Annotated in this window: 16 protein-coding genes and 1 pseudogene; 11 read left to right on the plus strand and 6 right to left on the minus strand. The window is 72.6% G+C overall.

Features of this window, described 5'->3' with window-relative positions; all coding sequences use genetic code 11:
- Positions 1–97: 97 nt before the first annotated feature.
- Positions 98–3,256, plus strand: coding sequence for an amidohydrolase family protein (locus tag ACNNMR_RS40690; protein WP_419999765.1), 3,159 nt, complete (start codon positions 98–100; stop codon positions 3,254–3,256).
- Positions 3,257–3,289: 33 nt separating this feature from the next.
- On the opposite strand, the gene ACNNMR_RS40695 is transcribed toward ACNNMR_RS40690, so the two are convergent.
- Positions 3,290–3,979, minus strand: a complete 690-nt coding sequence (locus ACNNMR_RS40695) for a response regulator (protein WP_419999766.1) — start codon at positions 3,977–3,979, stop codon at positions 3,290–3,292.
- 77 nt (positions 3,980–4,056) lie between these two features.
- Positions 4,057–6,012, minus strand: coding sequence for a sensor histidine kinase (locus ACNNMR_RS40700; protein ID WP_419999767.1), 1,956 nt, complete (start codon positions 6,010–6,012; stop codon positions 4,057–4,059).
- 164 nt (positions 6,013–6,176) lie between these two features.
- On the opposite strand from ACNNMR_RS40700, the gene ACNNMR_RS40705 reads away from it, so the two are divergent.
- Together ACNNMR_RS40705 and ACNNMR_RS40710 are read left to right on the plus strand one after the other, a co-directional pair.
- On the plus strand, positions 6,177–6,839 hold the full coding sequence (locus tag ACNNMR_RS40705) for a hypothetical protein (RefSeq protein WP_419999768.1): 663 nt from the start codon (positions 6,177–6,179) through the stop codon (positions 6,837–6,839).
- A gap of 98 nt (positions 6,840–6,937) precedes the next feature.
- Positions 6,938–7,112, plus strand: a pseudogene (locus ACNNMR_RS40710) (FAD-dependent oxidoreductase); the annotation flags it as partial.
- 2 nt (positions 7,113–7,114) lie between these two features.
- On the opposite strand, the gene ACNNMR_RS40715 reads toward ACNNMR_RS40710, so the two are convergent.
- From ACNNMR_RS40715 to ACNNMR_RS40725, 3 genes are all read right to left on the minus strand, one after another.
- On the minus strand, positions 7,115–8,224 hold the full coding sequence (locus ACNNMR_RS40715; RefSeq protein WP_419999769.1) for an amidohydrolase family protein: 1,110 nt from the start codon (positions 8,222–8,224) through the stop codon (positions 7,115–7,117).
- 5 nt (positions 8,225–8,229) lie between these two features.
- Complete coding sequence (locus ACNNMR_RS40720) at positions 8,230–9,579, minus strand: glutamine synthetase (RefSeq protein WP_419999770.1); 1,350 nt, start codon at positions 9,577–9,579, stop codon at positions 8,230–8,232.
- Positions 9,580–9,654: 75 nt separating this feature from the next.
- Positions 9,655–11,253 carry an ATP-dependent DNA ligase gene (locus tag ACNNMR_RS40725; RefSeq protein ID WP_419999771.1) on the minus strand — a complete coding sequence of 533 codons (1,599 nt, stop codon included), beginning with the start codon at positions 11,251–11,253 and terminating at the stop codon, positions 9,655–9,657.
- A gap of 132 nt (positions 11,254–11,385) precedes the next feature.
- Here ACNNMR_RS40725 and ACNNMR_RS40730 point away from each other — a divergent pair, with 132 nt between their 5' ends.
- Positions 11,386–13,743 (plus strand): DUF4132 domain-containing protein, encoded by a 2,358-nt coding sequence (locus tag ACNNMR_RS40730; protein ID WP_419999772.1) that lies wholly within the window; start codon positions 11,386–11,388, stop codon positions 13,741–13,743.
- A complete protein-coding gene (locus ACNNMR_RS40735) occupies positions 13,743–14,060 on the plus strand; it encodes a hypothetical protein (RefSeq protein WP_419999773.1) in 318 nt (105 codons plus the stop codon). Before ACNNMR_RS40730 ends, ACNNMR_RS40735 begins: the two co-directional genes overlap by 1 nt.
- 8 nt (positions 14,061–14,068) lie before the next feature.
- Here ACNNMR_RS40735 and ACNNMR_RS40740 read toward each other — a convergent pair whose 3' ends face one another.
- Positions 14,069–16,579, minus strand: a complete 2,511-nt coding sequence (locus ACNNMR_RS40740) for a hypothetical protein (protein WP_419999774.1) — start codon at positions 16,577–16,579, stop codon at positions 14,069–14,071.
- A 70-nt stretch (positions 16,580–16,649) separates the two neighbouring features.
- On the opposite strand from ACNNMR_RS40740, the gene ACNNMR_RS40745 reads away from it, so the two are divergent.
- The 6 genes from ACNNMR_RS40745 to ACNNMR_RS40770 all read left to right on the plus strand — a co-directional run bounded on the left by ACNNMR_RS40745 (position 16,650) and on the right by ACNNMR_RS40770 (position 26,054).
- The gene (locus ACNNMR_RS40745) at positions 16,650–17,882 is read left to right on the plus strand and encodes a low temperature requirement protein A (RefSeq protein ID WP_419999775.1); all 1,233 of its coding nucleotides are present in this window, start codon (positions 16,650–16,652) and stop codon (positions 17,880–17,882) included.
- Positions 17,883–18,018: 136 nt separating this feature from the next.
- Positions 18,019–20,604 (plus strand): bifunctional acetaldehyde-CoA/alcohol dehydrogenase, encoded by a 2,586-nt coding sequence (gene adhE / locus ACNNMR_RS40750; protein WP_419999776.1) that lies wholly within the window; start codon positions 18,019–18,021, stop codon positions 20,602–20,604.
- Between the two features lie 5 nt (positions 20,605–20,609).
- Positions 20,610–22,865: a formate C-acetyltransferase gene (gene pflB, locus ACNNMR_RS40755; protein WP_420000646.1), complete on the plus strand. Its 2,256-nt coding sequence runs from the start codon at positions 20,610–20,612 to the stop codon at positions 22,863–22,865.
- Complete coding sequence (gene pflA / locus ACNNMR_RS40760; RefSeq protein WP_419999777.1) at positions 22,865–23,656, plus strand: pyruvate formate-lyase-activating protein; 792 nt, start codon at positions 22,865–22,867, stop codon at positions 23,654–23,656. Before pflB ends, pflA begins: the two co-directional genes overlap by 1 nt.
- 14 nt (positions 23,657–23,670) lie before the next feature.
- Positions 23,671–25,371: an ATP-binding protein gene (locus ACNNMR_RS40765; protein WP_419999778.1), complete on the plus strand. Its 1,701-nt coding sequence runs from the start codon at positions 23,671–23,673 to the stop codon at positions 25,369–25,371.
- On the plus strand, positions 25,368–26,054 hold the full coding sequence (locus ACNNMR_RS40770; RefSeq protein WP_419999779.1) for a response regulator: 687 nt from the start codon (positions 25,368–25,370) through the stop codon (positions 26,052–26,054). Before ACNNMR_RS40765 ends, ACNNMR_RS40770 begins: the two co-directional genes overlap by 4 nt.
- Positions 26,055–26,146: the final 92 nt, after the last annotated feature.

The raw sequence follows: 26,146 nt of genomic DNA on the forward strand, positions 1-26,146 counted from the left end.
AGCACTCCCAGCCCAACGGCACCTCTGTCACGCCCCGTTGACGGAGTGTCACAAGGGCTGGGAGTGTTTCGTGGCGTCTACAGCGAAGGCGGCCGGCATGCCCATCACCAGAAGAACCTTCATCGAGGCCACCGGCGCCGCCGTGGCCGCGGGCGGCACCGCCCTCACGGTGCCGGGACAGCGGGCGGCCGCCGCCGCACCGCCGTCGCTGCGCTACACCGCGGGCACCGGCATGTCCGCCACCGCCACCCCCGACGGGAAGCGGCTGGTGATGGAGGTCCAGGGCCACCTCTGGTCGCTGCCGCGCACCGGCGGCCGCGCAAAGCGGCTCACGGAGTGGGAGCTGGAGCCGACCCGGCCCGCGCTCTCCCCCGACGGCTCGCAGCTCGCCGTGTGCGCCTTCCGCAGCGGCGGCTTCCACCTGTGGCTGATGGCCCCGGACGGCTCCGGGCTGCGGCAGCTCACCGACGGCCCGTGGGACGACCGCGGCGTCGCCTGGTCGCCGGACGGCACGAAGCTCGCCTTCGCGTCGGAGCGGGGAACGGACGCCGTCAAGGGCGGCTCGTACACGATCTGGACGATCGACGTGCGCTCCGGCGCGCTGGCCCAGGTCACCAAGCCCGGCGCCGTCGAGGATTACGACCCGGCGTGGACGCCGCACGGCAAGCGGCTGGTGTTCGTCCGCGCGGCCCGTCTCGCCGCGGGCGGCAACGACGGCGGTCTCGCGCTGATGTCGGCGCCTGTGGGCGGGGGCGAGGCGCGTACGGAACGGACCGTCACGGCCGGGTCGCTGCTGTGCCCGTCCGTCGGTCCCGGCGGTCGGATCGCGTACGTACGGCTGACGCCCGCCGACGCCGGTCACCCGAAGCCGCGGGCGGCGCTGGAGATCGACGGGAAGGCGCTCACCGACGGCGAGGACGTCTTCCCGGCGACGCCGCGCTGGCTCGACGGCGACCGGCTGCTGTACGCGGCGGACGGGGCGCTGCGCGAGCGGCCCGCCGGCGGCGGCGACGCCAAGGACATCCCCTTCACCGCCACCCTCGCCGTCGACACCCCGAGCTACCGCGGCAAGCGGCACGACTTCGACTCCACCGACCGTAAGCCGGTACGCGGCATCCACCTCCCGGCGCTGTCGCCCGACGGCAAGTCGATCGCGTTCGTCGCCCTCAACGCCTTGTGGCTGCTGCGGATCGGCGGCCGCCCGCGCAAGCTCGTACAGGAAAAGTCCGCGCACTACCTGCACATGCCCTCCTGGGCCGCGGACGGCCGCAGCATCGTCTACACCAGCGACCGGGACGGGCTGGCCGCCGTCTACCGGCACACGATCGCCGATGGCAGCGAGGAGCTGCTGGCCGCCGGGGGCCGCCTCAATCCGGCGCTCTCCCCGGACGGCGAGCGGCTGGCCAGTGAAGACAGCACGGGCGTGATCTACGTCAAGGACCTCCGCGGCGGTACGGAAAAGAAGCTGGCCACCCCGATCGGCGCCAATGGGCTGCCGGGGCGACCGAGTTGGTCCGCGGACGGCCGTCGGGTGGCGATCTGCGACCGCAACCGGCTCAACCAGCGCTTCCGCGAGGGCTACAACCTGATCCGCGTCATCGACGCCGAGTCCGGCGACTCCGCGTACCACCTGCTCGCCGACCACCAGTCGATCGCCGACCGGTGCGACAGCGGCCCGGTGTGGTCGCCCGACGGCCGCTGGATGGCGTGCATCGCCGAATCCGCGCTGTGGGTGCTGCCCGTGACGCCCGAGGGCGCGCCTACGGGACCGGCGCGCCGCATCACCCGCGATGACGAGGCGGCCGATCACCCGTCGTGGGCGGGGGACTCCCGCACGCTCTGCTATCTCTCCAGCGGCCGGCTGCGGCTCATCGACCGGGACGGGGGCGGCCGCCGCGAGGTCGCCGCGTCGCTCACGTACCGGCGCCGCATCCCGCCGCGCACCGACACCACCCGCATCCACGCCGGGCGGCTGTGGGACGGCACCGGGGACACGGTCCGCGAGGACGTCGATGTCGTGCTGCGCGGCAACCGGATCGTCTCGGTGGGGCCGCACCGGGGCGATGGCGCCCGCGGCGGCGAGACGTACCTCGACTGCTCGCGGCGCACCGTCCTGCCGGGCCTCTGGGACGCGCACACGCATCCCTGGCAGTACACGTATGGCGGCCGCCAGACCCTGCTCAACCTCGCCTACGGCGTCACCGCCAACGCCTCCCTCGGCGGCTTCGCCCACGAGGCCGTGCGGCTGCGCGAGTCCCTCGCCTCCGGCGACACGACCGGGCCGCGGCTCCTGGCCACCGGCGAGCTGATCGACGGGCCGCGCGTCGCGTACAGCATGGGCCGCGCCCACCGCACCCGCGAGGGCGTCGCGCGCACTCTGGGGCGGGCTGTCGCCCTCGACTACGACTTCGTCAAGACGTACGTACGGGCCCCGGGTTCGACCATGGCCGCCGCCGCGCGGACCGCGCACGACGAGCTCGGCGTCCCCGCCGGCAGCCACCTCTGCTACCCGGGCCGCAACCTCGGCCAGGACCTGACCACCCACCTCCAGGCCACCCAGCGGCTCGAGTACGGGCACGCCACCAGCACGGCCGGCCGCGCCTACCAGGACCTCCTGGAGGAGTACCGGGACGGGCACTTCCGCCTCATCGCCACCCCGTTCACCGCGCTGCCGCTGCTCGGCGCCGACCCGGATCTCGCGCAGGACCCGCGGGTGACGGTGCTGATGCCGCCGTGGGACACGGCGGTCGTGCAGCAGACCGCGAAGACCGCCCCGACGGCGGCGCAACTGGCCGCGCTGGAGACCGAGATCGGCATCTACCGCCGGGTGGTCGACGCCGGCGGCGCCCTCGTCCTCGGCACCGACCAGCCGCTGGTCCCCATCGGCCTGCACCTCCACCTCGGGCTGCGGGCGCTGCACCGCTACGGCTTCTCGGCGGCCGAGGCGCTGCACACCGCGACGGTGGCCCCCGCACGGGTGTTCGGGGTGGCCGATGACCTCGGCACGGTGCAGGAGGGGCGGCTGGCGGATCTGACGGTGGTGGACGGGGACCCGTTCACGGACTTCGCGGCGCTGGTCGACACGGCGTACGCGATCCGGGACGGGATCGTGCACCGCCCGGCGGACCTTGTCGACGCGTACGCACACAGCGGCGAGCGGCACTCGACCAAGAGCCACGACTCGTGGCTGGCCGTCGGCCGCGAGCTGCGGCGGGACGCGTGCTGCGCGGAGGAGCTCAGTCTCGGGGCTCCCTAGAGGCCGCAGCCGGCCAGCGCCTTCTCGCGCCGGTCAGGCGCGACCGGAGTGTCCTTGCCGCCGTTCGCCATCCGTCCCCCCGGGTGGCGTTCCGTAGCCCGCGTCGCGGGCCTTGATGATGGCGGCTGCCCGGTCCGGGACCTGGAGCTTTCCGAAGATGTTCGAGACGTGGTTGCGGACCGTTTTCAGGGTGAGCACCAGCTCGTGGGCGATGGCCGCGTTGCCCTTGCCGCGGGCGATCAGCTGCAGCACCTCGCGCTCGCGGTCGGTGAGGGTGGGGAAGGCGGCGCGGGCCGAGCCGTCGCCGGTCGCGAAGTGTTCGATGACGCGCTTGGCCACCGCCGGGCCGAAGATGGCCTCGCCCGCGGCGATGGAGCGGATGGCCCGTAACAGCTCCTCCTGGTCGGCGCCCTTGAGCAGATAGCCGCGCGCGCCCGCGCGCATCGCCGCGAAGACCGAGTCGTCGTCCTCGAACATGGTCAGGACGACCACGCCGAGCTCCGGGTCCGCGGCGAGCAGCCGCCGGGTCGCCTCGATGCCGTCGAGGCCGGGCATGCGCAGGTCCATGACGACGACGTCGGGGCGGGTGCCGACGGCCAGTTCGACGGCCGCGGTGCCGGTCTCCGCCTCGCCCACCACCTCGAGGTCGGGCGCGGCGGCGAGCATCAGCCGCAGCCCGGCCCGGAAGACCGGATGGTCGTCGGCGATCAGCACGCGCGTCATGGGTCCCCCTCCCCAATGCGCCTGTTTATACGGGCCGCACCGCCGTCGCTGCTACGGGCCGCACGGCTTCTTTCGCGTCACGTTTCGCCTGCGGAGACGGCCACGGGCAACGGCAGCACCGCCCGCACCAGCGTGCCGCCCTCCGGCCGCCGGGCGATGGTGCAGGCGCCGCTGAGCTCGGCGGCGCGCTCGCGCATGGAGTCCCAGCCGACGCCGGGGCGGGTGCCGGGGGTGGCGGCGGTGCCGTTGTCGGCGATCCGGACCTCGAGCGCACCGTCCACGGCGATCGTCACCGTGCAGTGGCTGGCGCCCGAGTGTCGTACGACATTGGTGAGGGCCTCCGCCGCGATGCGGTACGCGGCGACCTCCGCCGCGGCCGGGAGCGGGGGCGGGGACTCGGGGCCGGAGACGGTGATGGTGGGGGCGTCGGCGGCCTGGCGGGAGAGGCGTTGGGCCTGCTGTCTGATCGCCGCGACCAGGCCCATCTCGTCCAGCGCGGGCGGGCGGAGGTCGTCGACGAGGCGGCGGATCTCGGCGATGGCGGCGCGGGTTTCGGCACGCAGTTCGCGCAGGAGACGGCCGGCCTGCGGGCCGGTGGCGACGGTTGCGACCGCGTCGAGCTTCAGGACGATCGCGGCGAGGGAGGTGCCGAGGCCGTCGTGGAGGTCGCGGCGGAGGCGGCGGCGTTCCTCCTCGCGGGCGGTGACGAGGCGGGCGCGGGAGCGGCGGAGGTCGAGGGTGAGGTGGACGGCGTTGACGACGATGGCGGCCTGTCGGGCGAGGTCGTCGAGGAGGCGGCGGTCGGCGGTGGTGAGCTGTCGGCCGGGCGGGACTTCGACGGCGAGGGTGCCGAGGTGGGTGGCTTGGTACGTCAGGGGTGCGCGCACCATATTGGCTGCTGTCGGCGGGATTTGCGGGGAACCCATGTCCCGCTGCAGCTCCACCACCGCCCGCCGCACCCGCAGCGCCTCCGCCACCGACCCGGTGACCGTCGCCAGCACCTCGTCCGGCGACAGCGAACCCTCAAGCCGCGCCGCCAGCCGCCGCAGCGCGCTGTACGGGTCCGAGCGGTCGCCGTACACCCACCGCTCCGCCCGCCGCCGCACCGCCGCGTGCACCGGCTGGATCGCCACCGCCACCACGCCCACCGCGAGCAGCCCGGCCGGGCCGCCGCCGCTCTGGCCGGCGCCGACCAGCCCACCCACGCCCAGCACCATCGCCGCGTACACCGCCACCACCAGCACCGTCAGCGCGCCGTACGTGAGCGTCCGGCTCAGCACCAGCTCGATGTCGAACAGGCCCCGGCGCAGCACCGCCACCCCGATCGCGAGCGGGATCACCGAGCCGGCGACCGTGACGCCGATGAAGGTCAGCGGGCCCGCCTCGCCGGTGAGCCAGTAGTCCGTCCAGCACACCGCGATCCCCGCCGGGATCGCCAGCGCCGCCCACACGAACCACAGCATCTGCTCCCGCTCCGCCCCGGCCGCCTGCCGCAGCCGCACCCGCGCGCAGGCCGCCGCGCCGAAGAGGCTCGCGGCGACCCCGGCGAGCGGGACGAGGGCGGCGGGCGACTCCGGCGCCAGCGCCGTGACCGCGACGAACGCGGCGTAGCAGCCGAGCCAGCCGTAGGTGAAGCGGCGCCAGCGCGGGCCGCGGAAGCGGCCGTCGGGGAAGACGTAGCCGATCAGCGCCAGGGCCACGTACGCGAACACCCACGTGCCCTCGGTGTGCCCGTCGGCCCACGCCCGTACGTCGGGGGAGAACGCCTCGGCGTAGCCGTCGTAACCGAGGGTCGCCGCCACCAGGAAGCCGTGCGCCAGCAGCAGCCAGCCGACGGCATTGCGCGGCCGGCGGCGGACGATCAGCGCCCCGACCGCGGCGGCGGTGAGGGTCTCGCAGAGCAGCAGCGCGGACCACAGGACGACGTGCGCGGTGTCGGCGAAGTACGCGACGCCCACCCCGGCCACCGCCGCCGTGGCCGCGACGATCGCGAGCGCGGCGGTCGTGGCCGCGGCGCCCGAAGGCCTGTCCATGCCCGCCATGTTGGGGGAGCGGGGGCGGGTGCGGAAGGCGCCCGGGAAAGCTTCCCGGGCGACTCGGGACGGCCGGCCGAGGCGCCCGGGACGGCGGGCGGCTTCAGTGGCGTTCGTGCGGCGGCCGCCCGGTCGCCGACGGCCCGAGGGGGACGAACACCACCATGCCTACCAGCCGTTTCGAACGATTCCTTCCGCTGGCCGCGGTGCTGGCCGCGGTGCTCTTCGCCGTCCCGGAGATCCTCATGAACGGCATGCCCGCCGTCTCCGACGGCCCCGCCGAGACCGCCCGCTGGCTCGACGACCACCAGGCGCGGGCTTTTCTCGCCGCGGTCGCCTCCGGGTACTTCGCGGTGCTGATGCTCTTCTTCGCCACCGGTCTGAGGCAGGCGCTGCGCTCGGGGGAGCCGGGCGAATCGACGTACTCCACGGCCGCCTTCGCGGGCGGGCTGCTGATCGCGGTGTCGTCGGTGCTGACCGGCGCGCTGCGGATGGGCGCGGTCGAGGCCGCCGCCGATGGCCGGACCGCGGTGGTCACAGCCCTCGGGTACGCCGACGAGTTCAGCTGGGTGCCGTGGGCCGCGGGGTCAGGGGTGCTGTTCCTGGCTGCCGGGCTCGGCGGGCTGCGCACGGCGGTGCTGCCGCGCTGGCTCGCGTACGTCACCGCCGCCCTCGGCGTCCTCAGCCTCACCGGCCCGACCGGCATCGGCGTCTACTACGCCACACCGCTGTGGCTGATCGGCGTCGGCCTGCTGCTGCACGGTCGGGTTACGCGCGGCGACCGCGACGCCCGCAGCTCTCATGCGGCAGATACGTCACTGGCATAGCACCGAAACACTCCTGACGGAGGCTCAGCTCCGAACCGATCATGCGACCCCGGCCCCATCCCCGGGCCGGGGTCGCACCACGGTGAGGAGGAGGACGTATGACCGCTGACGCATCCCGCCGCAACTTCCTGAGGTCCGTCGGCGCGGCCGGCGGCGCCGGCTTGCTCTACTCGGCGCCCGCGCGGAGGGGTACCGGCCGCCGCGTACGAGCTGGGCAAGGCCGGCTACGACTGCCGCATCCTTGAGGCAAAGGACCGGCCGGGCGGGCGCAACGCCTATGCCAGCCCGTACACCCGTCGGGCATTGTCCGCTGCCAGCAGCGTCGCCACCCGGTGGGCGTCCGGCTCCGACCAGGAGCCGTCGGCTGTCCAGCGGGTGAGGAGGCGGGTCAGGGCTTCGCGGAAGAGTTGGGCGCCGGTTACGTACAGCTCCGGGAGGGCGTAGGCGTCGGTGGAGAAGAGGAGTTTGCCGAAGGGGGCCAGTTCCAGGGTTTCCGCCAGGACTGCTTCCGCGCGGGTGCCGGTGTGGGAGAGGGCCAGGCCTACGTCGGCGTGGGCGTGGGGGAAGACGGCGGAGAGGTAGGCGGCGTGGCGGTGGTAGGGGTAGCCGTGCAGGAGGACTACCGGGGTGCCGAGTGGGGCGGTGGCGTGCAGGAAGTCCGTCAGGAGGAGGGGGTCGGCGCGGTGCAGCTTCAGGTCTGTGTCGCCGAAGCCGGTGTGTAGCTGGAGGGGGCGGCCGGTGCGGATCGCTGACCAGAGGAGGTGGCGGATGAGGACCGGGTCGTCCAGCCTGCCGGCGCCTGCTGCCAGCCAGCGGGTCGCGGCGCGCTCCGCCTCCTCGCGGGCCGGTGGTGCCGGGTCGAAGTCGAGGCCGTGGCGATAGGCGGCGATGGATTTGAAACCGGTGGCGGTACGGGTGGCGTCCGCCACTGCCGCGTCGATGGCGTCCAGGAGGTCCGCGGGCGAGTCCGCCTTCGACGCCAGGCTTTCGGCGAGGGTCTCCAGGCGCACGATCTCGTGCGCCGTGGCCGTGCCCCCGGCGAGCTCCACCAGCTCGCCCGGGTCCGTCAGGTCGCCCGGCAGACCGGTGTCGACCGCGTACGCCCCGATGCCCGCGCCCTGCAGGAGCCTTCGCGTGGCCTCCTCGCTGCCCAGCTCGCTGCGGCGGGCCAGGTAGACCTCCGGCGGGCAGTGCGGCTCCAGGTCCAGCAGGGGTGGGCACCAGCGGCGGACGGCGAAGCCGAGCTGGCTGTCGAAGTAGCTGGTGCCGGGGGCGGCCGGGGCCGCCGACTCCGTCAGATAGCGTTCGAAGGCGGGCGGTTCCGGGCCCGTGCGCAGGACGCCGTGGCAGTGGTGGTCCACGAGCGGGGGCAGCTGAAGGTCCATGGCGGTCAGTAACGCCCGCGCGTGGCGGCCGCGATGGCGGCGGGGTCGGCGTCGGCGAAGAGCTCGGACTCCGCCTTCCGTACCGCCGCGATCGACTCGAAGAGCGGGTCGCCCAGGGCCTTGCGCAGCACCTCCGAGCCCAGGAAATGCTCCAGCGACTGCGGCAGCGAAGTCGGCAGCCGCGGCTCGCGGCCGTCGTGCACCGGGTCGCCCGCGACCGGCGGCGGGAGGGTGCGGCGCTGGGCCACGCCGTCGAGGCCCGCCGCGATCACTGCGCCCGCCAGCAGGTACGGATTCGCGGCCTGGTCGACGCACTTCACCTCGGCATTCGCCGCCTCCGGGTCGTCGGGAGCGCCGGTGATGAAGCGGATCGCCGCCTCCCGGTTCTCCACGCCCCAGCACTGATACACCCCCGCCCAGTGCGACGGCGTGAGGCGCAGATAGCTCGCGGGGGAGGGGGCGCCGATCGCGAGCAGCGCCGGCAGCTCGGCCAGCACCCCGGCCAGGAACGCCTCGCTGACGCCCGCCATGCCCTGCGGGCCGTCGCCGCCGCGGCACAGATTGCGGTCGCCCTCCCACAGGCTCAGATGCAGATGCCCGCCATTGCCGACACCGCCCGCCTCGACGGCCGGGCCGAAGAGCGCGGCCAGGCCGTGCTGGGCCGAGACCGCGCGGATGGTGTGCCGTACGAGCACGGCCAGGTCGGCGGCGCCGACCGGGTCGGCGGGGGCGACGGAGACCTCGAACTGGCCCGCCGCGTACTCCGGGTGGATCTGCAGCACCTCGACGCCCTGGGCGTGCAGCGCGGCGAGGATGCCGTCGAGGTAGGCGGAGGCGTCGACCAGGCGGCCCATGCCGTACGCGGGGGCGGTGGTCGGGTAGCTCAGCTCGGCGGCGCTCTCGGCCCGCACCGCCACCCACTCCGTCTCGAAGCCCATGCGCAGCTGGAGCCCCTCCGCCGCGGCCTGTTCCGTCATCCGGCGGGCGAACTGCCGCTGGCAGGCGGGGTGCGGGCGGCCCTGCTGGTCGTACCGGTCGGCGGGCGCCCAGGCCCAGCCGGGCTGCGCGGCGAGGACGGTGAGCCGGTCGAGGTCGGGGATCAGCCGCAGGTCGCCGTCCGGACCGCCGATGTAGCGACTGGTGGTGATGGAGTCGTCCACGGCGAAGACGTCGAAGACCGGGGACATCCCGAGGCCGCGCTGCGCCGCCTGCGCAAGCCGCCCGATCGGCACGCCCTTCACCCGAGCGATGCCCGCATTGTCGACCCAGGTCACCGCCGTGCCGCGGACACCTTCGGCGGTGAGCCGGGCCGCTTCCTGGCGGGCCCGCACGGCCGTCTGCTCGGTCAACGCCATCCTCGTACTCCCCCTCTTGGAGTGCTGCCGGTGCCATCACGATCCGATGCTGGCCGGTCTCCTGGCCATGCTTGCTCAAGCGGGGTCCGGGGGCGGAGCCCCCGGGGATTCTCCGGCACCGGACGGCGGCGGAGCCGCATCGTGCTGCAGCGCCAGCACCGTCTCGACCGTGTCCGCCTCGGTGGCGGGCTTGTCCTCGCGGTAGCGCACCACGCGGGCGAAGCGCAGCGTGACGCCCTCCGGATACCGAGGGGAGCGTTGCACACCGTCGAAGGCGATCTCCACCACCAATTCCGGGCGTACCCGCACCACCCAGCCGTCGTCGCTCTCCTTGAGCTCCTGCAGCCGCTCGGTCTGCCAGGCGAGCATCTTGTCCGTAAGACCCTTGAAGGTCTTGCCCAGCATGGCGAACGAGCCGTCCGCGCGCCGCGCGCCCAGGTGCAGATTCGACAGCTTGCCCGTACGCCGCCCGTGCCCCCACTCGCAGGCCAGCACCACCAGGTCGAGGGTGTGCACCGGCTTGACCTTCACCCAGGCGGCGCCGCGGCGTCCCGCGCTGTACGCCGAGTCGAGGGCCTTGAGCACCACGCCCTCGTGGCCGCGCGCGAGGGTGGCCTCGGCGAACTCGCGGGCGGCAGCCCGCGCCTTGTCGTCCGCCGGATCGGCCACCTCGACGCGGCGCACCCTGCGCGGCTCCGGCGTGATCCGCGCCAGCTCGGCATGCCGCTCGCGCACCGGCGCGTCGAGGAGGTCGCGGCCGTCGACGAAGAGCAGATCGAAGAAGACCGGCGCCACCGGCAGCGTGGCCCGCGCGGCGGCCACGTCCACCCGGGAGCCGACGCGGCTCGCGACCTCCTGGAAGGGCCGCGGCGCGCCGTCCTCGCCGAATCCGATCACTTCACCGTCGAGCACCGCCTGAGCGGCCGTCAGCTCGCGGGCGGCCGCCACGACCTCGGGCAGCCGGTCGGTGATCTCATCGAGCGTACGGGTGTAGATGCCGACGCTGTCGCCGTCCTTGTGCACCTGCACGCGGATGCCGTCCAGCTTCTCCTCCACGGCACACGGGCCGAGCTTGTCGATCGCCTCGTCGACGTCCTTGGCGGTCGTGGCGAGCATGGGCAGAATCGGCTTGCCCACGCCGAGCCGGAACTCACTCAGCGCCTCCGGCCCGCGCGCCAGCACCTCCCGCGCGACGGCGCCCAGCGACCCCGCGAGCATCACCGCCCGCCGCACATCGGCGGCCTCGGCCCCGGCCGCCGCGGCGAGCCCCTCGACGGCGAACGCGTCCAGCGCCCCCTGCCGCAGCTCCCCGCCGAGCAGCCGCAGCAGAAACTCCTGCTCCTCGGCGGTGGCCGCCCCCATCAGCTCGGCCACCAGCCGCTTCCGCTCGGCCTGCGCTCCCTTCCCGGCGACGGCGGCGATACGGTCGAAGGCCTTGTGCAGCCCGGTGACGGTGATCGTGGCGCTGGCAGCCGGCGGCACCGGCTCCCGCAGCGCGGCCCACCCCACCCCGATCTTCCGCTGCGGCAGCCGCCCCGCCAGATACATGACGACCAGCGGCGCCGTCTCCGGCTCGGTCTTCCGGAACAGCTCCGCGAGCAGCGCGGTCTTCTCCGTACGCGACGAGGTCGCCGCGACGTCCCGCGAGGTCCTGGCCACGTCATCGAGCAGCATGCGACCCATCCTCGCGGACACCACTGACATCCGCAGGACCTCAGGTGGGCCGGACGAACCAATGACGCGGACCGCGGGCCGCGATTCGCTGGCTGGAGCCGGGATGTCAGTGCCGTCTGCGACGATCTCGGCATGGCTTTCGTCGACAGGGAGGGGCGCGCGATGGATCTCGCCGAGCGGCTGCTGCGGGCGCTCACCGAGCCCGGCTTCGAGGTCGACCCCAACAGCTATGACGTGGCGCGGCTCTCCGACGAGGCGCTCGGCAGCCTGCTCCCGGCGGCGTACCGGAGCGGCCGCTCGGCGCCCCATCCGGCGATGATGGTGCGGTTCGCCCTGGAGGACGCGGGGAAGGAACGGCAGCCGCGCTATACGCCAGACGCCTGCCGGGACATGTTCGACGCCCTGGTCGCGCAGCTGCCCGAGCGTGAGTTCGCGGACCTGACCCTCGGCGCCGGCGCGCTGGTCCGCTGCACGGGTCCGGTGCCCGAGCTGGCCGCCCAGGCCGGCAAGTTGGTCGGCTTTCTTCTGGGTGAGGAGCGCCCTGACCATCCGTATGCGCTCCTTTGCGTGGCCGGTCTTGCCGGCCCGGACGCGCGGGACGCCGTCATGGAGCGGCTGTCCCGTAATGCGGGCGCCATCGCCGTGGACGAGTTCCGGGTGCTCGCCGGTCTCGTGCCGGCGGAAGCGGCGCTGGTGGCCGATGCCGAGGGCGACTCCAGCTTCACGGCACCGCCGCCCGTACCCGACCTGTGGGAGCGGCTGGCCGCCGTGCCCGCGTATGCCGCCTTCGCCCGTCGTGCCCTCGACAGCGCCGCCGACCGGGCCCAGGCCATCCAGGCGGGCACGACCCCGTATCGCGCGGACAAGGCCTTCACCACGCCTGAGGTCACCGCGCTCGGGCATGCCGCGCGCCTGGCGCTGCATGGCGACGCGCCTTGGCTGCCGGAGCTGTTCGACCGGCTGCTGCCCGCCATATCCGTCGCGCCCACGGCCGCCAAGACCCTTCCGTCGCAGGCGCTGCTGTACGAACTGGTCCGCGCCGCGCAGGACTTCCCGACCCCGGAGCTGGTGACCGGCATCCGCTCGGTGCGCAAGGCGGTCCGGCATGCGGGCGTGCCCAAGCAGCTCGACAAGATGCTCAAGCACGTCGACGCCGCCCTCGCTGAGCGGACGGAGGTGGCGCTGCGGCTGCCGAGACTCGGGTTCAGGGACGACGGCGTCCTGCGCCGGGAGGCGGCCGGCTGCGCCGCCGTCCTCACGGTCGCCGAGACCGCCGTCCTGACCTGGGAGAAGGAGGGCCGGACCGTGAGCGGCGCGCCCGCGGCCCTGCGCCGCGAGGACCCCGGACTGGTCAAGGAGGCACGCGAGCTGGCGAAACGGGTCGACATCCAGCTCGGCACCCTCGCCCGTGCGCTGGAGGGCGGCTTCACCGCCGACGCCACGCACCCGTACGGCTGGTGGCGGGCCGAGCTCGCCGCCCATCCGCTGGCCAGGGCGGTGGTGGGCCGGCTGATCTGGGAGGTCGAGGTCGGCCCAGGGCAGTGGCAGGCCGTCCTGCCGGCGGCCGGTGAGCTGCCCGACGCGCCGGACGAGGCTCCGGTACGGCTGTGGCACCCGATCCGCTCCGATCCCGGCACCGTACGGGCCTGGCGCGATCTGCTCGTCGAGCGGCGCATCCGGCAGCCGTTCAAGCAGGCCTTCCGGGAGATCTACCGCCTCACCCGCGCCGAGGAGGAGACCGGGAGCTATTCCAACCGCTTCGCCGCCCACCTCGTCCACTATCACCGGATGTTCGCCCTCTTCCGCGCCCGCGGCTGGCGGAGCGGCAGGCTGGGCCCATGGGACAGCGGCGGGTCCGACGAGGCGGTGCGGGCGCTGGCCGGCGGCGCGTGGCAGGTGCGTTTCCGCCACGGCCTGGCGGGCTGGGAGGACGGCCATGAGCTCGCGTCCACCGACCAGGTCCGCTACCGGCGGCGCACGGACGCGGGCCTGCGCGAGGTGCCGCTGGCGGACGTGCCGCCGCTGGTGTTCTCCGAGTCGATGCGCGATGTGGACCTGTTCGTCGGCGTGACCTCGATCGCCGCCGACCCCGAGTGGACCGACCAGGGCCCGGAGCGCGCCTATTGGGAGCGGGCGCGGTTCGGCGAGCTGACCGAGAACGCCGAGGCGCGGCGTGCCGCGCTCGAGCGCCTGCTGCCGCGGCTGCGGATCGCCGACCGCTGCTCGCTGGACGGCCGCTTCCTGCGGGTCCGCGGCGACCTGCGTACGTACAAAATCCATCTGGGCTCGGGCAACATCCTGATGGAGCCGGACGACGCCTACCTCTGCGTCGTCCCGGAGCGCCGCACCAAGAAGGGGGACGCCGGCCGGATCTTCCTGCCCTTCGAGGACGACCGGCTCTCGCTGATCCTCAGCAAGGCCTTCCTGCTCGCCGCCGACACCGACATCACCGACGACACGATCCTCGCCCAGATCAAGGGAGGCGCCTGATGCCCACCGTGACCTTCAGGGACGAGACCGCGACGGGCCGGCCGGTGGCCGAGGCCTGGGAGGCGCCCGGGCTGCCGGACCGGATGACGGTACGGGAGCTGATCCGCCTCCGGGTCCGCGAGGAGGTCGCCCGGCACAACGCACATCCGATGGGCGGCTGGGAGCGGCAGGCGGAGATAGCCGAACACGCCTTCCTGGCCAACGGCTTCTTCGTGCTGGCGGGGGAGCGCCAAGTGGAGGAGCTGGACGAGGTCGTGGACCTCACCGAAGTACACGACCTCGTCTTCATCCGGCTCGTCCCGCTCGCGGGCGGCTGAGGGGCCGCCTACGCGTACTCCACCTCCAGCCGCACCGTGCCCGCGGGCGCCTGCACGTCATCGCCGGTCAGCGCCAGCGGCTCCCCGTCCGCCCACGCCGCCCGTACCGGGCCGAACCGGCATGGGTACACGAAGCGGACGCGCGCCGGCGCCTCCGCGATCCCGATCGTCACCCGCCGCGCCGCCGCGTCGTGCGCCAGCTCGTACCGGAAGGGCGAGCCGAAGACGGTCGGCGCGGGGGAGAGGGTGACCGCGGTGCCGTCCGGAACCCAGTGCGGGCGCACGCCCGGGGCCACGTACAGGTGCGGGTCCGCGTCCTCGTCCGCCTCGAAGAAGAGAATGTCGCGCAGCAGCAGCAGACTTTCCGCGGCCGCCCAGCCGTGCGGCATGTCGCCCATGTACCAGGGTCGGCCCGGCACTTCGCGGAAGTCCGAGGCGATCGGATACGCATGCTGCTCGTTCCAGGCGCCGAGCGTCGCCTGCCACCGCTCGGCCGCGCCGTCACCGCGGCTGACGGTCGCGCTGCCCTCTGCGACCGTCCACGCCAGCAGCCGGTCCGCCTTCTCCACCTCCCCGGCGAGCAGCAGCGCGTGCGCCAACTGCTGCCCCAGGTACGGCGCGTAGGCGTTCCACGCGGCGTCGTGCCGGAAGCCGCCGGTGACGAAGTGCGCCCAGATCGTGTCGAGGGTGTGCCGGAAGGCCAGGTCCAGGTCCGCGCCCAGCTTCGCGCCCATGTACAGCCGCGTCGGGTGGAAGTACGCGATCGCGCCGATCATCGTCGAGTCCAACCGTCCCACATCCGCGGGCCCGGTCGGGATGTACGTCTGCCACTCGCCGCCCCGCCGCTGCTCGCCCAGCACCCACCGGATCGACGCCGCCGTCGCCCGCTTCAGGTCGTCGAAGGCCGCCCACAGCTCCGCCGCCTCCTGGCCCGCCCCGATCCGCTCCGCCAGCCGCGCCGCCTCGTACAGCCCGGCCAGGCCCCACAGGTCGTCCCAGTAGTGTGGCTTGTCGGCCTCGCCGAGGTGTTCCGCGCTCCAGCCGCTGTGCAGCAGGCCGTTCCCGTCCCGGTTGTCGCGCAGCCAGCGGCCGCCGTCCAGGACGTACGGGGTGAACAGCCGCATGCCGAACGCCGCCCCCGGACCGCTGATGCGGTCGAAGCGGCCGATGGCCCAGAGCGCCTCGCCGTTGGCGTCCCACTCCCGGTCGTTGCGCTCGTGCTCCCGCCCGAAGAAGCCGTACTCCGCACACGGCCCGATCCGCCCGCGCCCCAGGTTGAAGGCGTCCCGGTGATGCGTGCCCAGCTGCCGCTCGGCCAGCCCTGTGTCCCCGGCCAGCGCGCAGGCGGTGGCCTCCACGGACGAGTCGCGGATCCAGAACGAGTCGTACACCGTCGGCCCCGGATGGATCTGCCCGCCGTCGGACAGGATCAGCAACTGGGCGCGGCTGCGCCGGAACAGCTCCGGCAGATGCGCCACCGGCGCCGGCAGCGAGAAGGCCGTGCCGTCCCGCCGCAGCTTGCCCTCCCAGAAGGCCCGGTTGGCCGCCTCCAGGTCATCGGCCGGCACGGAACGGAGCTCGGCCAGATCGCCCGGCCCGCGGAAGTCGTCGACCGGCAGCCGCATGTCCAGGGTGAAGGCACTCCGGTCCCGCCGGTCGATCTGGTACGGCCAGGCGAAGACCGCCGAGCACAGCCCGGCGATGTGGTCGGTGGCGCCCTGGACGGCGTTCAGCTTGCCGCCGTTCGCCAGGTCGTGGAAAGGATTGCGGACCAGGTACGTATCCGGGTCGAAGCTGCCGTCCGGGTTGCCGTACACCCCGGCGTACTCGGGCGCGGTGTCGAAGCACGGGCCCATGCCCGTATTCGCCTCCACCCGCTGCTCCTCCGGCAGCCAGCGAAGGAAGGTCAGCCGCCGGTCGGCGACCGTGTTCCCGGCGCGGTCGTGCCGCTGGAAGCCGCTCGGCCCCGCGGGCACCACCCCGGCGCACAGCCACCCCTCGTGCGCCTCGCCGTCAGCCGAGCGCACCGCGAGCCGGTCGAGCACCAGCGCCCGCTGCCGCTCGCCGACAGTGGTGCCGAGCGTGCGCCGTACGACCTCCACACCGGACGGCGACCGATAGGTGGTCACCACCACCGGCAGATCCCCGTCCGCCATCTCCTGGGTCACCTCGCCGCCGAGCTGCGGCAGCTGCAGCAGCCCGGTCCCCGGCTCGTAGAGGAAGTGCACCAGGGCGTACGTGTCGTAGACCGGCTCCACCTCGCCCGCCTGGCCGATGAGCGCCTCCTGGCGGTGGTCCTTCACGCCGGTCATGTGCCAGTAGCGGTACAGGGCGTTGGAGGCGAGCGCCGCCTCCTTGGACTCGAAGAGCCCGCCGTCGAAGTCGTCGCTCCAGCGCCGGAAGGCCTGCTGCAGCCACCAGGGCACGGGATACGGGTGCCGCCCCGCCCAGGTCCGCCACATGACCTCGTAGAACATCCACTCGTGGGTCTGCGCCATGGACTCCACCCCCTGGGTCACTTGGGGGCAACGTAGAACCAGCAGCGTGGCTCGGGAATGTCCCGATTCGGACGTCCCTTATGGTGCCTATGTGTCGGATGTGCAGAGCGGGGAGCGGCCCCAGCAGACCACCGCCGAGGAGCGCCACGCCTCCTGGCTGGAACTCTTCTTCGACCTGATCGTCGTGGCGGGCACGGCGCAGCTGGCGCACCTGCTGCACGGCGAGCCGTCGTTCGCCGACTTCGGGCTGTTCGTCCTGCTGTACCTCGCCTTCTGGACGATCTGGATGTGCTTCACGGTTTACGGCAACGTCGCCGGCGACAAGGCGCACACCCGCACCATGCTGATCGGGATGCTCGGCATGGCCGTGCTGGCCGCGTCCGTGGCGGGGGTGCACGAGGGCGAGCATCTGCAGGTTTTCGCGGTCACGTACGTGGTGCTGCGCACCGTCGCGAGCCGGACCTGGCGCGGCCGGCGCGAGGTGGTCATGGACTGGCCCGTCGCGCAGTTCACCGCGGGCGTCACGCCCTGGATCGTGTCCATCTGGGTGGACGGGCAGGCGCGCTACTGGCTCTGGGCCGCCGGCCTGGCCATCGATCTGTGGGCCACGCTCAGCTTCTCCGCCCGCCGCTTCCAGGAGAATGTCGACGCCCGCCGCGAGCTGGCGCAGCAGCGCGCCGAGAAGCGCGGTGTGGTGGACGACGGACGGATGAACTTCCAGGTCGCCCACCTCGACCCGGTCCATCTGGGCGAGCGGCTCGGGCTGTTCACCATCATCGTGCTCGGCGAGAGCGTCGCCCAGCTCGTCGCCGTCGGCTCCGGCGCCGGCTGGGACCACACGCTGCGGGCGCTCGCGCTCGGCGGCTTCCTGCTCCTCGTATCGATCTGGCAGCTGTCCCTCGTGCGCGGCTACGGCGGCGTGCCCAACCTGCGCGAGTCCGCCGTCGAGCCGCGTCTCGTGCTGCTCCTGCACTGCATCACCAACGGCGCCCTGACCGCCCTCGCCGCCGGCCTCGGCGCGTCAATGGAGCACCGCCACGGCGAGCTGCCGGACAACATCCGCTGGGTGCTGGCCGCGAGCTTCGCCACCTACGTCGTCATCGCCGCGGTCGCGGCAATCGCGTCGCGGCACCTGTCGCAGACGCCCGTCCGCTGGAGCGGCCTCGTCGGCCACCTGCTGCCGCCGCTGGCGCTGGCGCTGGCGATCGGCTTCTTCGGCGGCGCCCTGCCGGTGGTCGCGGTGGTGTGGCTGCTGGTCGCGGCGGTGGTGTGGGGCCTGCTGGGGTACGTGGCGGGCCTTACGGCCCCCGCTGCCGCTCAGTAAGCACCTGTAATCAGAGGGTGGAGAACCTCCCTGTACCTGCCGATCTGAGGCGCAATCCCCACCTCGCCATGGATATGTCCGAATTACCTGCTACGATGAGCTTGTGAAAGTTTTCACGAACTCTGGAGGTGGCCCCGTGGTCACGGCAGCGGAAACTCACGTAGATGCCCTCGTCGAGGCGGCCGGAAAGGCCCTGCGGGACTTCGACTCGCTCAGCCAGGAGGCCGTCGACCGAATAGTCGGCCAGGCCTCGCTCGCCGCCCTCAGCGCCCACGGCGACCTCGCCGAGCTGGCCGTCGAGGAGACCGGCCGCGGCCTCTTCGAGGACAAGGCCGTGAAGAACCTCTTCGCCTGCGAGCACGTCTCCAACTCGCTCCGCGGCCTGAAGACCGTCGGCGTCATCGGCCGCGACGAGCTGAACGGCATTACGGAGATCGCCGAGCCGGTCGGCGTCGTCGCCGCCCTGACCCCGGTCACCAACCCCACCTCGACGACCGTCTTCAAGGCGCTCATCGCCCTGAAGACCCGCAACCCGATCGTCTTCGCCTTCCACCCCTCCGCCCAGCGCGCCAGCGCCGAAGCCGCCCGCATCGTCCGCGACGCCGCCATCGACGCCGGCGCCCCCGCGCACTGCGTGCAGTGGATCGAGCAGCCCTCGGTCGAGGCGACCGGCGCGCTGATGAACCACGACGGCGTCGCCGTCATCCTCGCCACCGGCGGCAACGCGATGGTCAAGGCCGCCTACTCCTGCGGCAAGCCCGCCCTCGGCGTCGGCGCGGGGAACGTACCCGCGTACATCACCAAGACCGCCAAGCTGGAGCGCGCCATCCACGACGTGGTGCTCTCCAAGGCCTTCGACCACGGCATGATCTGCGCCTCCGAGCAGGCGGTCATCCTCGACACCGAGGTCTACGACCGCGGCATCGCCGAGATGCGCCGGCTGCAGACGTACTTCGTGACGGTCGAGGAGAAGGTGCTCCTGGAGGAGTACGTCTTCCCCGGCGGCAAGCTGAACGCCGCCGTCGTCGGCAGGCCCGCCCCCTGGATCGCCGAGCAGGCCGGCTTCACCGTCCCCGGCGACACCCTCGTGCTCGCCGCCCAGGTCGACTCGGTCGGCCCTGCCGAGCCGCTGACCCGCGAGAAGCTCTCCCCGGTGCTGGCCGTGCTGGAGGCCGCCGACACCGAGCACGGCATGAAGCTCGCCGAGCAGATGGTGGAGTTCGACGGGCTCGGCCACTCCGCCGCCATCCACACCGAGGACGAGGAGCTCGCCGAGGAGTTCGGAAAGCGGGTCAAGGCGATCCGCGTCATCGCCAACGCGCCGAGCACCTTCGGCGGCATCGGCGACGTCTACAACGCTTTCCTGCCCTCGCTGACCCTGGGCTGCGGCTCGTACGGGCGCAACTCCGTCTCGAACAACGTCTCCGCGGTGAACCTGCTCAACATCAAGCGGGTCGGCCGCCGCAACACCAACATGCAGTGGTTCAAGGTCCCGCCGAAGATCTACTTCGAGCGCAACTCGATCCGCTACCTCGGCGAGATGGACGGCATGCGGAAGGTCACCGTCGTCACCGACAGGACGATGGGCGAGCTCGGCGTGCTCCGTAAGGTCACCGAGATCCTCGGCCACCGCGAGCAGCCCGTCAGCCTCCAGGTCATCGACGACATCGAGCCCAACCCGGAGCTCGCCACCGTCGAGGCCGGCGCCGCCCGGATGCGGGACTTCCAGCCGGACACGATCATCGCGCTCGGCGGCGGGTCGCCGCTGGACGCCGCGAAGGTGATGTGGCTGCTGTACGAGCACCCGGAGGTGGCGTTCGCGGACACGAAGGAGAAGTTCTTCGACATCCGCAAGCGGACGTACACCTTCCCGAAGCTGGGGGAGAAGGCGCAGCTCGTCGCGATCCCCACGACGAGCGGCACCGGCTCCGAGGTCACGCCCTTCGCGGTGATCTCCGACCCGGCGGCCGCCCAGAAGTACCCCCTCGCCGACTACGCGCTCACCCCGGACGTCGCCATCGTCGACCCGGTGCTCACCAGGACGCTGCCGCCGCACGTCACCGCCGACTCCGGCTTCGACGCGCTGACCCACGCCACGGAGGCGTATCTCTCGGTCTACGCCAGCGACTACACGGACGGCCTCTGCCTCCAGGCCATCAAGCTGATCTTCGGCAACCTGGAGCGCTGCGTCACCGACGGTGCCAACGACCCTGAGGCGCGCGAAAAGATGCACAACGCCTCGACCGTCGCCGGCATGGCCTTCGCCAACTCCTTCCTCGGCCTCGTCCACGCCATGGCGCACACCCTGGGCAACACCTTCAAGGTCGCCCACGGCCGTACGAACGCGCTCCTCCTCCCGCACGTGATCCGCCACAACGGCACCGTCACCGGCAAGGCCACCCCGTGGCCGAAGGCCGAGACCTACCAGGCCGCCGAGCGGCTGCAGCAGATCGCCCAGACCCTCGGCCTGCCCGCCGAGACGCCCGCGGAAGGCGTGGAGTCGTACGCGAAGGCCGTCGAGGAGCTGCGCGCCAAGTGCGGCATCCCCGCCTCATTCGCCGAAGCCGGCGTCGACGAGCAGGAGTTCCTCGCCGCCCTCCCGCAGCAGATCCGCAACGCCTACGCCGACCAGTGCGCCCCCGCCAACCCGCGGATGCCGATGCTCGGCGACATCGAAGCCCTCATAAAGCAGGCCTACTACGGCACCGAGAAGGAAGCGTGACCGACATGACCACCACCCCCGTTGAGCGGCAGACCACCGGCGCCTGGGACGGCTTCAAGGGCGGCCTCTGGCGCGACGCGGTCGACGTCCGCGACTTCATCCAGCAGAACTACACCCCGTACGAGGGCGACGACACCTTCCTCGCCGGGCCCACCATCCGCACGCAGGCCGTCTGGCAGCGGCTGATGGCGATGTTCCCGGTGGAGAACGAGCGCGGCATCCACGACGTGGACGTGCACACCCCGTCCCGCATCGACGCCTTCGGCCCCGGCTACATCGACGAGGACCTCGACCTCATCGTCGGCCTGCAGACCGACGCGCCGCTGAAGCGCGCCATCATGCCCAACGGCGGCTGGCGGATGGTCGAATCCTCCCTGCGCGACTACGGCTACGAGCCCGACCCGCAGATCAAGGAGATCTACACCAAGCTCCGCAAGACCCACAACGACGGCACCTTCGACGCGTACACCCCCGAGATCCGCGCCTGCCGCACCTCCGGCGTCATCACCGGCCTGCCCGACGCGTACGGCCGCGGCCGCATCATCGGCGACTACCGGCGCGTCGCTCTTTACGGCGTCGACCGGCTGATCGCGGCCAAGGAGGCGGAGCGGGCGGCCGTCGGCGAGCACTGGCCGACCGACGCCAACATCCGCGACCGCGAGGAGCTCGCCGAGCAGATCAAGGCGCTGCGCGAGCTGAGGACGATGGCGGCCGCGTACGGCTACGACATCTCAGGGCCCGCCACCACCGGCCGCGAGGCGATCCAGTGGACGTACTTCGCCTACCTCGCCGCCGTGAAGGAGCAGAACGGCGCCGCGATGTCGCTGGGCCGCACCTCCACCTTCCTCGACATCTACCTGCAGCGGGACATCAAGGACGGCCTGCTGACCGAGGAGCAGGCACAGGAGCTGATCGACGACTTCGTGATCAAGCTGCGCATCGTCCGCTTCCTGCGCACCCACGACTTCAACCAGGGCTTCTCCGGCGACCCGACCTGGGTGACCGAGTCCATCGGCGGCATCGGCGAGGACGGCCGCCCGCTGGTCACCCGCTCCTCCTTCCGCTTCCTGCAGACCCTCTACAACCTCGGCCCGGCCCCGGAGCCGAACCTGACGGTCTTCTGGTCGGAGCGGTTGCCCCAGGGCTTCAAGGACTTCGCCGCGAAGGTGGCGATCGACACCTCGGCGCTGCAGTTCGAGTCGGACGAGCTGATGCGGCCCAAGTACGGCGACGACACCGCCATCGCGTGCTGCGTCTCCCCGTCGGCGACCGGCAAGCAGATGCAGTTCTTCGGCGCCCGCGTCAACGTCGCCAAGGCGCTGCTGTACGCCATCAACGGCGGCCGCGACGAGAAGACCGGCGAGGTCGTCGCCGAGGGCTTTGCGCCGATCACCGACGAGGTGCTCGACTACGAGACCGTGGCCGCACGGTACGACCAGCTGCTGGACTGGCTGGCCAAGACATACGTGCACTCCATGAACGTCATCCACTACATGCACGACAAGTACTCCTACGAGCGCATCGAAATGGCGCTGCACGACTACGCGCCGCTGCGCACCATGGCCTTCGGCGCGGCGGGCCTGTCCGTGGCCGCCGACTCCCTCTCGGCGATCAAGTACGCGAAGGTGCGTCCGGTACGCGACGAGACCGGCCTCGCGGTCGACTTCGAGATCGAGGGCGACTATCCGGCGTACGGCAACAACGACGAGCGCGCCGACCAGCTGGCCGTGCAGATCGTGCACGACTTCATGGAGAAGCTGCGCAAGTACCCGACGTACCGCGACGCGGTGCACACCCAGTCGATCCTGACGATCACCTCGAATGTCGTCTACGGCAAGAAGACCGGCAACACTCCGGACGGCCGCCGTGCCGGCGAGCCGTTCGCCCCGGGCGCCAACCCGATGAACGGCCGCGACCAGCACGGCTACATCGCCTCCGCGCTGTCGGTGGCGAAGCTGCCGTACGACGACGCGGAGGACGGCATCTCGCTGACGAACACGGTGACGCCGGACGCGCTCGGGCGCACGCCGGCGGACCGGATCCGCAACCTCTCCGGCGTGCTGGACGGCTACATGCGCAGCGGCGGATTCCACATGAACGTCAACGTCCTCAACAAGGCGACCCTCGAGGACGCCATGGCACACCCGGAGAACTACCCGCAGCTCACCATCCGGGTCTCCGGCTACGCGGTGAACTTCGTCCGGCTGACCCGCGAGCAGCAGCTCGACGTGATCAACCGGACCTTCCACGGGGCGCTGTGATGGCGTACGCCGGCGGCGCGGTCACCGCGGCCGGGGCGGCTCTCCACCGTGAGAGCCGCCCGGTCACCGGGACCGTGCACTCCTGGGACCTGTCCACCGGGGTCGACGGCCCCGGCAGCCGCTTCGTGACCTTCCTGTCCGGCTGCCCGCTGCAGTGCCTGTACTGCCAGAACCCGGACACCATGCGGATGCGCAACGGGCGCCGGGTCACCGCGGACGAGATCGTCGGCGAGGCCGCCAAGTACGCGACCTTCATCAGGGCCGCGGGCGGCGGCGCCACCATCAGCGGCGGCGAGCCGCTGCTGCAGCCGGTCTTCGCGGGCGAGCTCTTCCACCGCTTCAAGCACGAGCTCGGCTATCACACGGCCCTGGACACCTCCGGCTACCTGGGCGCCCGCGCCACGGACGCGCTGCTGCGCGACGTCGACCTCGTACTGCTCGACATCAAGTCCTGGAACCGGCCCACGTACCGCAAGGTCACAGGGCGTGAACTGGAGCCCACGCTCGACTTCGCCCGCCGCCTGGCCGACCTCGGCAAGGAGGTGTGGGTGCGCTTCGTGCTCGTGCCCGGCCTCACCGACGACCCGGCGAACATCGAGCGGCTCGCCGCCTTCACCGGCTCCCTCGGCAATGTCTCGCGGGTCGACGTGCTGCCCTTCCACAAGCTCGGCGAGGCGAAGTGGGACGGGCTGGGCATGCCGTACGCCCTGCACGACACCCCGACGCCCACCCCGGAGCAGGTCGCGGCGGCAAAGGCGATCTTCGCGGGGGAGGGCCTGACGGCCGTGTGAGGTAAAACGGGAGCATGCGCGTCCCCCGTCCCCGCAGCCTCGCCGGCCAGCTCTTCGCGATGCAGGTCGTGCTGGTGGCGCTCGTGGTCGCCGGCTCGGCCGTCTTCACGTACTTCATGGCGAGCAGCGACGCCGAGCGCGCCGCGATCCGCCAGGTCGAGAACACCGCCCGCGCGGTGGCCGCCGCCCCGGGGGTCGCGCCGGCGATCACCAACGCCGACGACCCGACCGCCGTGCTGCAGCCATACGCGGACGACGCGATGTACGGCACCCGGGTGGCCTTCGTCACGATCATGGCCCCGGACGGCACCCGCTTCACCCACCCCGACCCCGACAAGATCGGCAAGGACTTCCGCGGCCACACCGCCAGGGCGCTGCGCGGCGGCACCTTCCACGAGACGTATACGGGCACCCTCGGCCGCTCGGTGCGGGCGGTGACGCCGGTACGGGCCGCGGACGGCCGGATCGTCGGGCTGGTGAGCGCGGGGATCAAGGTCGACCAGATCAGCGCGGAGGTACGCGAGAACGTGCTGCGCGTGCTGTGGGTGGCGCTCGGCGCGCTGGCGCTGGGCGGCGCGGGCACGTACCTGATCAACGCCCGGCTGCGGCGGCACACGCATGGCATGAACGCCGCGGAGCTGAGCCGGCTCCACGACTACCACCAGGCGACGCTGCACGCCGTGCGCGAGGGGCTGCTGCTGGTGGACGCCGACCACCGGGTGGTGCTGATGAACGACGCGGCGCACGAGCTGCTGGGGGTGGCCGGCACGGCGCGCGGCAGGTCTGTCGCCGACCTCGGCCTGACGGACCCGCTCACGGAGGCGCTGCTGTCGGACGCTCCGCGCACGGACGACCTGCACCTCACCCGGGACCGGGTGATCGTGGTGAACACCTCGCCGGTCACGGGCGGCGAGCGGCGCGGCACGGTGGTGACGCTCCGCGACGTGACCGAGCTGCAGGCGCTCACGGGCGAGCTGGATTCCGTACGCGGCTTCGCGGACGCGCTGCGCGCCCAGGCACACGAGTCGGCGAACCGCCTGCACACGGTGGTCTCGCTGATCGAGCTGGGCCGCGCGGACGAGGCGGTCGAGTTCGCCACGGCCGAGCTGGAACTGGCCCAGGCCCTGACCGACCAGGTCACGGCGGCGGTGGCGGAGCCGGTCCTGGCAGCCCTGCTGCTGGGCAAGGCGGCCCAGGCGAACGAACAGGGCGTGGAGCTGTCGCTCGCCCCCGACAGCCGGATCGAGGACGACGTGCTCCCGCGATCGCTGCCCGCGAGGGACTTGGTGACGGTGCTGGGCAACCTGATCGACAACGCGATAGACGCGGCGAGGGCGGTGTCGGATGCCGTGCCGCGAGTGACGGTGGCGCTGCGCGCGACTGACGGCGAGCTGCGGGTGTCGGTGGCGGACAACGGCCCCGGGATAGCCCCCGCGGCAGCGGACGACGTCTTCGAACGCGGCTGGACGACGAAGCCGGCGGGGCCGGGCGGCCGCGGGCTGGGCTTGGCCCTCGTACGACAGGTGGCGCGGAGGCACGGCGGGGAGGCCAGGGTGGACCGGGCGGAGTCGGGAGGGGCGAAGTTCACGGTGCGACTCCCGTTGCAAGCTTCGCAAGGCCGTGGGCAGGCGGGCCGCGGGGCGGCACGGGTGGGCACGGCCGGACCGGCGGACGCCACCGAAACCGGCACCGAGACCGTCCGGGGCGCCCGATGACAGACATCCGCGTCCTAGTCGTCGAAGACGACCCCGTAGCCGCAGACGCCCACAAGCTCTACGTCGACCGCGTCGACGGCTTCACGGCGACAGCCATCGCTCACTCCCTCGCGGAAGCGAAGCGCCGCCTCGACGACACCGCCGTCGACCTCATCCTCCTCGACCTCTACCTCCCCGACGGCCACGGCCTGGCCCTCCTCCGCCAGCTCCGCGCCGCAGGCCACCGCACCGACGTGATCGCCGTCACCTCAGCCCGCGACCTCCAGGTCGTCCGCGAGGGGGTCTCCCTCGGCGTCGTCCAGTACGTGCTGAAGCCCTTCGCCTTCCCCACCCTCCGCGACCGCCTCCTCCGCTACGCGGACTTCCGCGCCGCGGCCGCCGGCGGCGAAGCCATCGGCCAGGACGAGGTCGACCGCGCCATCGCTGCCCTACGCGCCCCCGCACCCGCCGCCCTGCCCAAGGGCCTCGCGGCCCCCACCCTCGCCGCCGTAACCGAAGCCCTGCGGGCCGCCGGCGCCGAAGGCATCACCGCCACCGCCGCAGGCGAAGCCACCGGCACCTCCCGCATCACCGCCCGCCGCTACCTCGAGCACCTCGCCGACACCGGCCGCGCGGCCCGTACCCCCACATACGGCCAGGTCGGCAGACCAGAACTGCGCTACCGCTGGGACGGAGCGAGTTAAGCGGGTGGGTGGGAGGGGTTTCCGGTATGACCCACCCTTGGGATATCTTGATGTCGAGAAATGTTGCAGAAGGCAGACGCGGAGCGGAGCAC

This window comes from Streptomyces boninensis, from assembly GCF_048572725.1.
Classification (GTDB): Bacteria; Actinomycetota; Actinomycetes; order Streptomycetales; family Streptomycetaceae; genus Streptomyces; species Streptomyces boninensis.